General features: G+C 39.8%; 11 protein-coding genes. 7 read left to right on the top strand and 4 right to left on the bottom strand.

What is annotated here, in order from left to right; genetic code table 11:
* The first annotated feature begins 18 nt into the window (after positions 1-18).
* The 6 genes from L0B17_RS04200 to L0B17_RS04175 all read left to right on the top strand — a co-directional run bounded on the left by L0B17_RS04200 (position 19) and on the right by L0B17_RS04175 (position 8,298).
* Positions 19-2,196, top strand: coding sequence for a type I secretion system permease/ATPase (locus L0B17_RS04200; protein ID WP_235087811.1), 2,178 nt, complete (start codon positions 19-21; stop codon positions 2,194-2,196).
* Positions 2,193-3,575, top strand: coding sequence for an HlyD family type I secretion periplasmic adaptor subunit (locus tag L0B17_RS04195; protein WP_235087809.1), 1,383 nt, complete (start codon positions 2,193-2,195; stop codon positions 3,573-3,575). The genes L0B17_RS04200 and L0B17_RS04195 overlap by 4 nt, the downstream gene beginning before the upstream one ends.
* Positions 3,576-3,650: 75 nt before the next feature.
* Positions 3,651-5,012: a TolC family outer membrane protein gene (locus tag L0B17_RS04190; RefSeq protein ID WP_443019935.1), complete on the top strand. Its 1,362-nt coding sequence runs from the start codon at positions 3,651-3,653 to the stop codon at positions 5,010-5,012.
* Positions 5,012-5,617, top strand: a complete 606-nt coding sequence (locus L0B17_RS04185; RefSeq protein ID WP_235087805.1) for an OmpA family protein — start codon at positions 5,012-5,014, stop codon at positions 5,615-5,617. The genes L0B17_RS04190 and L0B17_RS04185 overlap by 1 nt, the downstream gene beginning before the upstream one ends.
* 94 nt (positions 5,618-5,711) lie before the next feature.
* The gene (locus L0B17_RS04180) at positions 5,712-6,365 is read left to right on the top strand and encodes a transglutaminase-like cysteine peptidase (RefSeq protein ID WP_235087804.1); all 654 of its coding nucleotides are present in this window, start codon (positions 5,712-5,714) and stop codon (positions 6,363-6,365) included.
* 7 nt (positions 6,366-6,372) lie between these two features.
* The gene (locus L0B17_RS04175; RefSeq protein ID WP_235087802.1) at positions 6,373-8,298 is read left to right on the top strand and encodes a bifunctional diguanylate cyclase/phosphodiesterase; all 1,926 of its coding nucleotides are present in this window, start codon (positions 6,373-6,375) and stop codon (positions 8,296-8,298) included.
* Positions 8,299-8,460: 162 nt separating this feature from the next.
* Here L0B17_RS04175 and L0B17_RS04170 read toward each other — a convergent pair whose 3' ends face one another.
* Together L0B17_RS04170 and L0B17_RS04165 are read right to left on the bottom strand one after the other, a co-directional pair.
* Positions 8,461-8,892: a hypothetical protein gene (locus L0B17_RS04170; RefSeq protein WP_235087800.1), complete on the bottom strand. Its 432-nt coding sequence runs from the start codon at positions 8,890-8,892 to the stop codon at positions 8,461-8,463.
* Positions 8,893-9,271: 379 nt separating this feature from the next.
* On the bottom strand, positions 9,272-10,273 hold the full coding sequence (locus L0B17_RS04165) for an NAD(P)H-quinone oxidoreductase (protein ID WP_443019922.1): 1,002 nt from the start codon (positions 10,271-10,273) through the stop codon (positions 9,272-9,274).
* A 156-nt stretch (positions 10,274-10,429) separates the two neighbouring features.
* On the opposite strand from L0B17_RS04165, the gene L0B17_RS04160 reads away from it, so the two are divergent.
* Positions 10,430-11,242 (top strand): substrate-binding periplasmic protein, encoded by an 813-nt coding sequence (locus L0B17_RS04160; protein WP_235087798.1) that lies wholly within the window; start codon positions 10,430-10,432, stop codon positions 11,240-11,242.
* Between the two features lie 40 nt (positions 11,243-11,282).
* Here the strand turns inward: L0B17_RS04160 and L0B17_RS04155 are convergent, their stop codons facing one another.
* The gene (locus L0B17_RS04155; protein WP_235087797.1) at positions 11,283-12,389 is read right to left on the bottom strand and encodes a glycosyltransferase family 9 protein; all 1,107 of its coding nucleotides are present in this window, start codon (positions 12,387-12,389) and stop codon (positions 11,283-11,285) included.
* 8 nt (positions 12,390-12,397) lie between these two features.
* Positions 12,398-13,174: a glycosyltransferase family 25 protein gene (locus L0B17_RS04150; RefSeq protein WP_235087795.1), complete on the bottom strand. Its 777-nt coding sequence runs from the start codon at positions 13,172-13,174 to the stop codon at positions 12,398-12,400.
* Positions 13,175-13,279 lie beyond the last annotated feature (105 nt).

The following is a 13,279-nucleotide window of genomic DNA, read 5'->3' as shown; positions in this document are numbered from 1 at the left end:
AATAAGGATATCACCACAGTGCCAGCAACTGCTTCCAAAATTCAGGAACAGTGGACTATTTCGGCCTCACAAAGAGTGACTGTCGACCCACTTCTGGATTGTCTTGTCCTATTGACCGAGCATTTCGGCAGCCCATGTTCAAGTGAATCACTTGCGGCAGGACTTCCGCTAACTGGTGCGGTGCTAACGCCAGATTTACTGCCACAGGCGGCTGGACGTGCTGGTCTATCTGCAAAGCTTTCAAGAAAAGATCTTAATCAAATAACACCGATTTTATTACCTTGCGTACTTTTACTCAAAGATAAAAAAGCCTGCCTTTTACGTGAAATCAATATTGAGCAAGACAAAGCCGTTATCCAGCTTCCAGAAACAGGTGGCGAAGAAATCCTTACTCTGGAAGAACTGGAAACTCTTTATGTCGGTTATCTGTTCTTGGTAAAACAACATTATCGTGGTGATGCTGCTGTTGATGTTCACATTCATGACAGTAGCGTACATTGGCTCAAACAAAGTATTGTCGACTCAGCTCCCATTTATCGAGATGCGTTAATAGCATCTGTTTTAGTGAATTTATTTGCACTAGTGTCACCATTATTTATCATGAATGTTTATGATAAAGTGGTGCCAAATCTAGCATTTGAGTCACTTTGGGTACTTGCTATTGGTGCAGCAATTGCATATATTTTTGACTTCATCATGCGACAACTTCGAAGTTATTTAATTGATATTGCAGGAAAAAAAGTTGACATTATTGTCTCATCAAAGCTATTTGCTAAAGCTATCGGCATTCCATTGTCTCAGCGATCTCCTAGTGTTGGCGGCATGGCTCGGCAACTAGGTGAATTTGAAAGTATTCGAGAGTTTTTAGCCTCAGCGACTATTACCTCACTCGTTGATCTGCCATTTGCAATTCTATTTGTAGTTATTATTTATATCGTTGCCGGTGATCTGGCGGCAATCCCCGTTATTGCTAGCTTATTGATTATTGCAGTAACCTTATATGTTCAACCTAAACTTAAAGCGGCAATTGAAGAAAGTAATCGTTTTTCCAGTTTAAAGCATGGTCATTTGGTCGAAAGTTTAACTGCTATTGAATCGATTAAAGCCAATGGCGCGGAAGGGATCGTGCAAAAAAGCTGGCAGCAAATGATTGGTCATACCGCAAATTGGGAATTAAAAACTAAAAAACTGGCTAATTACTTAGCTAATTTTGCCAATTTCTCCGTGCAGTTTAGCGTAATTTGCGTGGTTATTTTCGGGGTATATCGCTTAGCAGAAAATGAGCTTTCTATGGGCGGCATTATTGCTGCAGTTATGTTATCCAGCCGAGCTGTCACCCCCATGGCACAATTGGCCTCCCTCATCACTAGAGGGAATTACACCATGAGTTCATTACGTCAGCTTAACCAAATAATGGATCAAGAAGACGAATTTGAAAACAAAGGTCAGCTCATTAGTAAAGAACGTATCAATGGCAGAATAACCGCTGATAACGTCAGCTTTACTTTCCCTGCGGCAGAAAAGCCGATCCTTTTCCCGATGTCGATAAATATTGAGCCTGGCGAAAAGGTGGCTATTATTGGCAGAAATGGATCGGGTAAAAGCACCTTAGCTAAATTGTTACTCGGTCTATACAAGCCGACACAAGGTAGCCTTCGTTATGATGGTATCGACGCAGGTCAAATACATCCCAGTGATTTACGCCGTAATTTTGGTTACTTACCTCAAGATGTCACACTTTTCCACGGCAGTATTCGAGACAATATTTTATTTGGCACCCGTCAAGTCAGTGAACATCAACTTATTAGAGCGGTGCAATTGTCAGGTGTGAGTCAGTTTACTCACTTAGAGTCTGAAGGACTCGATCAGCAAGTGGGTGAAGGTGGATTATCATTAAGCAGAGGGCAACGTCAAAGTGTCGCTTTGGCAAGGGCAACACTCAATGACCCTCCAATTTTGCTAATGGATGAGCCAACTGCAAGCTTAGATGCTCGAGCTGAGAAACAATTTGTCAACTCAATGGCACAGGTCAGTAAAAATCGTACTTTGCTGCTTATTACCCATAAAATGCATTTACTTAATTTAGTCGATCGCATTATTATCTTAGATCGTGGCCATATTATTGCCGATGGTCCAAAGAAAGAAGTGCTAGAAAAACTTAACAACGGCCTGCTTGCGGGAGGCCAAATTACATGAGTAAACACTTAACCGCTAAAGATTTAGAAATGGTCGATGACGTTTATGGCGCCATGATGACCGATGCACCATCGGGTCATAGACTGATTATTTGGTCTATGGCAGCCATGATGATATGTTTTTTCATATGGTCATATTTTTCTGAACTAGATCAAGTAACAACCGGAATGGGTAAAGTCATTCCATCATCGCAAGTACAGCTTATCCAAAGTTTAGATGGCGGTATTTTACAAGAAATCTTTGTTCAGGAAGGCATGCACGTCGAGAAAGATCAACCACTAGCACGTATTGATGATACTCGCTTTCGATCTGACTTTGCTCAACAAGAGCAAGAAGTATATGGGCTGCAAACCAATGTTATTCGTATGCGAGCAGAGTTAGACAGTATTGTAATTTCAGATATGTCAGCTGACTGGCGTCAACAGGTTAAAATAACCAAGCAGTCTTTAATCTTTCCAGCAGAACTCATTGAACAAGAGCCTGCACTGGTTAAACGTCAGCAGGAAGAGTATTCAGGTCGTTTAGATAACCTCAATAACCAACTTGAGATATTAGTCCGTCAAATACAGCAACGTCAGCAAGAAACGGAAGAACTATCGTCTAAAATTGCCACGTTAACCAAAAGTTACCAACTTATCTCGAGAGAACTAGAGCTCACTAAGCCGTTAGCACGAAAAGGAATTGTTCCTGAAGTTGAGCTGTTAAAATTAGAACGTGTTGTTAACGATATCCAAGGTGAACTTCGATCGGTACGATTATTGCGTCCAAAAGTAAAATCTTCAATGGACGAAGCCATTTTAAAACGCCGCGAAGCGGTATTCATTTATGCGGCGGATTTACGTGCTCAACTCAATGAGATGCAAACCAAACTTTCAAGGATGAACCAGGCACAAATTGGCGCGTTTGATAAGGTCAGCAAAGCAGTTATTACCTCACCAGTGGCTGGGACAATAAAATCAATTCATATTAATACATTGGGTGGCGTTGTTCAGCCAGGACAAGAAATTATTGAAATTGTTCCATCAGAAGACCGCTTATTGATTGAAACTAAAATCACCCCTAAAGATATTGCATTTTTACATCCAGGCTTGCCCGCTATTGTAAAAGTTACCGCCTACGATTTTACCCGTTATGGTGGTTTAAAAGGCACAGTTGAACACATTAGCGCTGACACGTCGCAAGATGAAGAAGGCAACAGCTTTTATACAATCAAAGTAAGAACTGAAGAATCTAATTTAGTGAAAGACGATGGCACACAGATGCCAATAATTCCCGGTATGCTCACCTCGGTGGACGTAATTACTGGGAAAAGATCCATACTTGAGTACATATTAAATCCAATTTTAAGAGCAAAAGATACTGCGCTGAGAGAGCGCTAAAGAACCAGGGAGGGTTTTTTATAAATGATCAATACAACAAATCGACAACTAAGGTTTAGTGCACTTGCATTGGCCATGTCGGTATTAATGTCACCTGCAGCATCTAGCCAAACACTAGAACAAGCTGTTGCACATACATTAGATACTAATCCAGAGCTACGTATTGTATTCAACCGTTTTAAAGCGCGAGAAGAACAAGTTAACCAAGCCAAATCAGGATATATGCCAACGGTTGATATCACTGCAGGTTATGGTTGGGAGCAAACTGACAGCCCATCCTCACGTCGAAAAATACAACCTCTAAATGATAATTTAGATGAAGGGGTTATGGAGCTTGAGCGTGGTGAAGCAGGCTTCAGTATCAAACAAATGTTATTTGATGGTTTCTATACCAGTAGCGAAGTCGATCGCTACTCGTTTGAAGCCAGTGCAGAGCAGTGGGCATTATTTGCTGCTGCTGAAGATATGGCATTAGATGTGGCTAAAGTGTATTTATACTTTATTCGGGCAGAACAAGTCCTGACCCTTGCTCAGAGAAACTTAGAAAGCCATGCAGAAATATATGATCAAATTAAGCAGCGTACTGACTCTGGCTTAGGATCTATAGCAGATTTATCACAAATCAGTGGCCGTTTGGCACGGGCAAATGCCAATGTGGTGTCTGCTAAAAATAATCTCCATGACGCTAAAGCACAATATATGCGTATTGTAGAAGTTGCCCTGGATGATTTAATTTTACCTGTACCTGATACCGACATGCTGCCAAAAAGTTTAACTGAAAGTATTAAACTGGCTTCTTCTGGTCATCCTATTTTGAAGTCTTCAGAAAATGACATCAATGCAGCGAAACAGGAACGCAGTTCTGTTAAATCGAACTATTACCCTAAATTCAATCTTGAGCTAAGTGGTAACTGGAATAATGATGTTAACGGTGAAGACGGCTACAGCCAAATTACCAATCAAAATGTCAATGGTTACAGCAATGACTTAGTTGGTATGGTAAGAATGCGTTACAACCTATTTGCTGGCGGCAAAGATATCGCCCGCGACAGAGAATCAGCCTACAAAATTAGTGAAGCGAAAGAAATTCAACAGCGCGCAAATCGTCAAGTTGTTGAAGGTGCTTCGCTCGCATGGAATGCTTTTGAAATGTTATCACCACAAAAAATGTACATTCGTGAGCATGTTGTTGCAGCTAAACAAACTCAAGTCGCTTATGAGCAACAGTTCAACCTAGGTCAACGCACCCTACTGGATTTACTTGATACCGAAAACGAACTATTTGAAGCACGTAAAGATTATTTACAGACTGAATATGATGAAATTATTGCCCAATACCGCGTACTAAACTCCACGGGTAGGTTATTAGAATCATTACGAGTAACTCGTCCAGATGTATGGTCTGGTGAACGTAATTACCAAGGAGGAGCAAACTAATGCGCTACTTCATTTTATTATTAATGGTCAGCTTAACCAGTGCTTGCTCTATGAATGATACTATTTCTATGGATCAACCCACTAAACAGCAATTTGATCTAAACGATCAAGATCGTGACGGTGTTATTGCGGCCAGAGAACGCTGTATGGGTACAATCATAGGATCTGAAGTTGATAATTATGGTTGCGGCACAGTTAAAAACATTAACGAACGCCAAGAACTTAAAATTTTATTTGAAAACAATTCTGACTATATCGCTCCCCAATATTACTCACAGATAGAAAAAGTTGCCAGCTTGATGACACTGTATCCTTCAACGGTCGTGACCATTGAAGGGCATTGTAGTAATCGCGGTAGCTATGAGCTGAACTTAGCTTTATCACAAAATAGAGCTAAAGCCGTTACCACGATACTGCAAGATACTTTTGGTATTGAAGCATCACGTCTCAAATCTATAGGCTATAGTTTTGATCATCTTATAGACACAAGTGGCACTGCTGAAGCAGAAAAAGTGAATCGTCGCGTCATTGCTGAAGTGCAAAGTGAAGATACGATTCCAAATTTGAAGTGGCATATTTACACTGTTGATCAACAAACTGAATAGCGATAAACAAAGTCGTAATAAACAGAAGGGCTAGCAGCGTTTGACTCTATCGAGATGCAATAAGTCCATAACAAAGAGAGGCTGTCACATTTTAATGGTGGCAGCCCTTTTGACTATTTCGACACTTTTTGCGGCACCCACGCAAACGCTAAATGCTGACAAAATTATTTCTACCCTTAGCCAGAATTATGGCCAACGTGCAGGCTTACGCGCAAAAGCTTGGTTTAAAGTGGTTGATGAAGCACAACCTTTACCCGAAAAACAACAATTAGAAAAAGTGAATCAATTTTTTAATTTATTCAGATTTGTGGATGACAAAGTACTTTGGGGTGACTCTAATTACTGGGCAACACCAATGGAGTTTATCGGTGTAAATGGTGGTGATTGTGAAGACTTCTCTATTGCCAAATATTTTACCTTACTTCAGTTGGGTGTCTCAGAAGATAAACTGCGCATTACTATGGTAAAAGCGACCTCAATGAATCAATACCACATGGTACTCGCCTACTATGAAACACCGAGTTCGGTACCATTAGTATTAGATAATTTAGACAAAAAAATTAAACTTGCCACACAGCGACGCGATCTACTCCCTGTGTATAGCTTTAACGGTAAGCAGTTATGGCTAAATAAAGAAAAAGGTCGAGGGGTGTTAGCAGGCTCATCATCACGACTAAAAAAATGGAATGATTTAACACATCGCTTAGGTGTTGACCGTTTACGTCAACCTAAACTTAAAATGGAGTAGTGACCACATGACCCTGTTCCGACAGATTTATGCGTTACTTTTCGTACTATTCTTGCTCACAATAGCCAGTTTAGCTTACGTGCAATTTAACGAGACTCAGAGCTTTCTCGCCAAGCAAATGGAGTCAGACCTGAATAACACCAGTAACTCATTAGGGCTAATGCTTGTACCAGCTTTAGAAGCAGGTGACTATGCCACAACAGAAACCTTAGTTAATGTCTTATTTGAAGGTGGGTATTATCAACAAATTAAGCTTACTTGGTTAGTCGATGGTAAACAGCAAGTTTGGAATAATGCCATTCGCGTACAAAATGTGCCCCAATGGTTTATTGACCTTGAAATTTTTAAACCTATCGCAAAAGAAAGTATTATCACCTCCGGCTGGTTACAGCTCGCTAAAATTGAAATTACTGCGCACCCAGGGTTTGGTTACCAAGAAATGTGGCGGATAATAACCAATACCATCATTATTTTTTCACTTTTATTCTTAATCGCTATTATCTTTGCCCGTGTTGGTCTTGGGATGATCTTAAAACCACTACACTCGTTATCAGTGCATGCGCAAAAAATTGCCAATCGCCAATTTGGCCCTGATATGCCAACGCCTAAAACCACAGAGTTAAAAGAGTTGGTTCAAGCATTTAACAGTATGTCGAGCCAACTTAAGCAGGTGTTTAATTCACTAGACGAAGAAGTCTCTGCTTTACGCAAGAAAAACTTAGTTGATCAAGTATCTAATCTGCCTAACCGTCAATATATGGTAAGCCGTATTAATGGTTGGCTCAGTGAACCTAGTTCAGGTGCATTATTCTTAGTTAAGATGGACTGGCTTGAAGATGTGCATAGCCAGTATGGTTATCAAGTAAGAGATGAAACCATTAAGCTACTTGCCAACAAATTGCATTTCAATTTGGATCCAATCTGCCCTTCTGTCATTGCCCGTATAGCAGCATATGAGTTCGCCTTCTTAATTGAGGAAAGTGAACACGAACAAATCAGTAAATATTTACAGAGTTTGATCCGGACTATTAATAAAGAAGTGTCGAAAGCAGGCTGCAATCCCAATGAAAAATTCAATATTGGTATTGCTGAGCGTTTAGGTCAAATGACGGTATCGGACATACTGGCTCAAGCTGACAATGCATTACAAAAATCGATTAAAGAGCATAAAATCTTTCATTGGTATGAAAATACACAACAGCAATTATTCAGCCGTGATGAGTGGCGACAAAAGCTCACCCATGCTATCAATAACAATCAGTTCCAATTCCGTTGGCAACCCATATTACTAAATGAAAACAATGAAGTGTGTCAGCGCGAATTGTATTGCCAACTCACATTAGATAACAATGTGTTGCATGCAGGTCAATTTATGCCTTTTGTGGAAATGTTATCACTAGGCACTATGTTAGATCGCTGCTTAATTGAAACAGTTAATAGTCATCATTTATTTGACCGTAATTTTGAACCTGTAGCCATCAACCTAACTTATCAAAGTATTGGTGATCGCGAGTTTCATCTTTGGATTAAGAAGTTTCTTAGAAATCATAAAACACCTGAACGTATTTGTTTTGAGATCCCTGAAGCAAGTGTGTATAGCGATTTAAGCTCATGTGAACACTTGTGTAATATTATTCGTGATTGTGGTGCCCATTTTGGAATTGACCATTTCGGCCGCCAGTTCGGTTCCATGGCCTATTTACAAAACTTAAGACCTAGCTATGTAAAATTGGATCAATCCTTTGCCTTTATTGAAGAGAACCAACACAACAGTGAACTGTGTCGTGCTTTAGTTAATGTGGCTAAAGGGCTAGATATTCAAGTTATTGTGACGGGTATTCAAGAGAATAAGCAGCTCAGCCGCTTCAATGATTTACGTTTAGATGCACACCAAGGCTATATCGTCCCACCTGTGGATATCAAGCTTAGTTAATTATCATTATGTACCATCAATAAAAAACCAGTAGCGAGCTACTGGTTTTTTATTGGCTTATTTAACTAAAACAACTCAATAACAACTCAATAACAACTCAATAACAACTCAATAACAACTCAATAACAACTCAATAACAACTCAATAACAACTCAATAACACTTAGTCGTCAACACCGTCGTCCATGTCAAAATCATCATCTGAATCATCTGTGTCATCAAAGTCATCAATATCATCACCATCGGCAATCTCATCAGGCTCAGGCGCTGGCTTAACTTTCTTTGGCGGCGCTGTGTCAGGTACTTTAGACAAATCAATGCGAGTTTGCTGTTTGGCCATAAACTCAGCCCGTGCAACCTGCCAAGCATCACCAAACTCAGCCATAGCGGCTTTGGTTTGTGCCTCATCAAGATCATGCAAGTTTACTTTCACTATATCTTCTACATACTCAATAATAATATTGCGTACAGTATTAAATAAATAGATACGTCCTTTGGATGCTTCCGGTAATTGGCCGTCGTGAATAACAATGGTATTCCCTCTAGCGGTTCTTAACTCACCAACCCATAATTGTTTTTTTACTGTGTTATACATATGCTAACGCCCTTAAATCAACACATATACCAAAAAGATATGCTCGATGAACTATTAATAACCTTGGCTCAATATTATTAAGCTTCAATAATGTGGGTATTTAAACAGAAAAATACAGAGAATCAATGCCTAATTTAGTTAATTTTCAAATTTTGGCAAAAATACCCGAAAATAATTTACCAATACCTATTCGTCAGTGTAATCACCTTAAAAAAAGGGCATTTATTGCGTATATGTCAGGCTACTTAGCTCAAACACTCTCACTTTAGACACGGATAAACCCACTTTTTTCGTTTAAAAATTATCCAATTTATATTTGATAACTGCAGATTAGCCTAAATTTTTCATGCATCAAGTTTTTATTACATTTATCTGAGTTTTAATCACACAGGCTTAAAACTATTTTTCCTTTATGCATTCCCGACTCCATGTACTGATGAGCTTGAACCACCTCATTGAAAGCAAACACTCTGTCAATGGCTGGAATAAGTTGACCACTGTCAAGTAGCGGCCAAACATGCTGCTTTAACTCTGCTGCAATCTGCGCTTTTGCCCCCACACTTTGCGGCCGTAACGTTGATCCAGTCCATACAATACGTTTTGCCATTAACCTGAAAATATCAACCGTTGCTTTAGGCCCTCTTTGCATCGCAATGGATACCATTCGTCCATCCACTGCGAGGACTTTTAAATTTTCATTAATAAAATCACCACCGGCAATATCGACGACGACATCAATACCTTGATGGTTAGTCAGCGCTAGAATGGACTCAGTAAAAGACTGGTTATTATAATTAATCGCATGCTTTGCCCCCTGACTAAGACAAAACTGACATTTATCATCTGTCCCTGAAGTGGCAAAAACAGTGGCACCAAGCTGACTGGCAAGCTTAATCGCCGTGCTACCAATACCGCCTGAACCTCCATGTACTAACACTGTTTCACCCGCTTTTAATCCAGCCCGCATAAACACATTGCCCCACACCGTAAAAAATGTCTCAGGCAATGCCGCTGCTTGAATAAAACTCCAGTCGGTTGGAATAGGTAAACAATGTGCAGCAAAGGTATTGACCTGTTCTGCATAGCCACCACCAGGCACTAGGGCACAGACTCTATCACCAATCTTCCACTGGGTAACATCATCTGCTTTGGCAATGATCACTCCGGCCACTTCTAAACCAAGAATAGGACTTGCCCCTTCAGGTGCAGGATAAGCTCCCATACGTTGCTTAATGTCGGGGCCATTAACGCCTGCAGCATGTACTTTTATACAAACTTGACCTGACAGTAAAGGCCCTAGAGTACCGCTTCCCAGCTGCATAACATGAGCATCACCGGGTTGATCAAATACCACCTGCTGTATTGTTTTATTCTGAAGCATACTTTCTCATCCTATAATTTAAACACTAACGACTAGCAAAAATTTAGTAACAATGTGGAAAATAGAAACTAACATTAATAGCATCTCTCTTATTTTTATACAGCTAAAGATGAAATTGTTTAATTTACAAGCAAAAAACTTGATCAAACATGATAAATGGCTAAAATATCGCCCATCATCACCGAGGCCTATATGTTAATAACGGTTATATTAAGAACAGCTTTTATATTGATAATATGTTGTTTTCCAGTTTCCGCAAAGACTATCCATATTGCCTCTGATGTGTGGTGTCCTTATATCTGTGACACTCAACCAGGTTATTTAGTTGAAATTGTACAGCGCGCTTTTGAAACCCAAGGTGAACACGTTATTTTTGTGCCCATGCCGTTTAACCGTGCATTAAAAGAAGCGCAAGCAGGTCATATTGACGCCGTCTTGGCGGTATCAAAAAGTATCGCAATCGAACAAAGTTTATTAACAGGGGAAACCATCGTAGGTGAGATAAGTAATGATTTTTTTACTGTTCACAATAATCCCTGGATATACGAAAAATTGAGCGACCTTTCATCACAATCTATCGCGGTCATTAAGGGGTACGATTACGGCGAAGTATTAGCATCTTATTTATCCAATAATCAACAAGTGTATTGGGCTGTTGGCGACAAACCGTTGTCGATGAATATTATAAGAATGCTCAGAGGGAGGCATCAGATTATTATTGGTAATCGATATGTGATTCAATACACTGCTAAGCAATTAGCAGTGTCTGACCAAATAAAATATGCTGGTGCTATGCCTGAAAAAATCAATTTATATGTAGCCTTTAATCAGGATAAACTGAGTAAAATGCACCAGTTTGATCTCGGTGTAAAGACACTTAAAACAACAGGAGAATATCAACAAATTCTCGATAAATACCAGATAACCTCTGATTACAATCAATCGACTTTAAACAACAATGTTCAATAGCAATTTGAACATTTCATCAGTCTCTTTTATATAAAAATTGTTAGTTTATACGCTTATTCAATTGAATCTTACAGGCATCAATAACAGCATCAGTAGACACTGAACTGGCTTTGCCTGACCCCTCTAAAATCAGACTGTCACCTAATGGCTGCCAAAGTTTAAAATCACTCGCCATAATAGTCACTTGGGGTACTTTCATACTCACAGCCAAATGTGCCGTTGCGGTATCTACACTCAAACAAAAATCACATTTTGCCATTAAGGCGGGTAATTGAAAAAAGTTTTCTAACGCAGTAAAAACCTGAATTTTTAACGCTAGTAATTCTGTATCAGCCTCTACATCCTGCCGGACTGACATTAACTTATTAGGCGGGGTATTAATGATAAATACCACTTGTGGATACTGCTGAGCTAATGACAACATAACCGTCTTTAGTTGTTCCCAGGGATAATCTTTCTTATCAGCAGTCGATAGGTGATTCATAAAACAAATAAGTTTTGTACTATCTTTGCCAGTTAAATCATCAATAAGTTGCTGAGCTTGCTGGGTATATTTATCTTCCGGCTGGATCATTAACTGGGTATAGCCAGACACTAAATCAGATGTGGTTAACCCTAAAAGCTGCTTGAAACACTCAGCATATAACTCTGTAATATGTTGGGTAGCGTCAGCAATGTCATCGTAACTAACCACCCCAGTTAGTTTATTGAAATATAACCAGTTACTGAAAAAGTTTGCCCCACTGGTAGTCGCAACACTGAATGCTTTTTTCGAAATAGTGCGCGCTAACTTAGCATACTGAGTCGAACGATTTTTACCCACAAATACAATTACATCATAATCTTGTTGCTGAGCTTTGGTAATGTATTGCTCACGCTCAGCAATATTGGACACAATTGGATATATATCACCAAAGTCACCAATGGCATTGATCCACTCGGTTAAAATTTGATTACGCCCACCCGCCCATTCGTGTGGACTACGTCGACAATCGTCAAACCAAATATCAATGATTAAGTGGGGGTATTTCGCTTTTAACGCAGATAACCAAACACCTTGATAGACAAAATCACCTATGGCCAAGTGGGTCATATAAAGCACTTTTTTAGCATTAAGTAGCTGCTGATGGCTGATTAATCCGCTCACATTATTCCTTACTTCAAACTATCTTTAAACTGGTTAAAATGCTTATCTAATGATGGTGTCACTAGCATACGTTTAAAGGCTCTAGACCAATTCAAACGCAGTTTTGTGAGCTTACGTTGCGGCATTTTCTCTAAATTACCCACAGGGTTGATATCTGAAAGCCCTGCTAAGTCGACTGACACACAATAAGGGATGAGTCCAAATGGATATATACCCAATGACCACCACGATTTAATATGTCCATCCACTGGTTCAACAATATAAGGCATATTTTTTAATAGCGACTTAGCACCTTGCTTGCTAATCACCTGCGCAACCGCGCTTATCGGAAACTTATGATAGCTTACAAATTGGTGGCCTTGATAATCAAATGAATCTCTAATATTGCTACCGCCACCACGACGTAGTGGATACAATTTAATAAAGTCCCAATTAGCATGGGGCAAGTTTGCCATTAAATTAACCACGTCAGCGAAGTTGTCTTCTAAACCAATGTCATCCTCAAGCACAAATGCGAAATCAACATCATCATCGATAATTTTTTGCCAAGCACGCTTATGACTCAGTGAACACCCAATTTCGCCCTTACCTAAATCTCTGTGGTAGCTTTTTTGCGCTAATAAGCGTGGCGAAACGGCTTCAATTTGTTCAGCAGTTAATGTGGCACCATCCACCCCTTCAATACGCTCAAAAGGAATGCCTTGCTGGTGTAACTGAGCAGAAATGGCCTCTAACCGCTTTGGCGAGCGATTAAGGTTAATGACAAAGACTTTATATTTAAGCAAAATTGACCACTCCTGATACATTGCTCTATTGCTATTTACTGTCGAGCGGCTCGACGTAGGCAACTCACCACTAACGCCAATCTAGCCACTATCAAGCGGCTGGAC

Origin of the sequence: Shewanella sp. OMA3-2, from assembly GCF_021513195.1 — a bacterium.
GTDB lineage: Bacteria > Pseudomonadota > Gammaproteobacteria > Enterobacterales > Shewanellaceae > Shewanella.
This window is presented reverse-complemented; position numbering and strand designations above follow the sequence as displayed.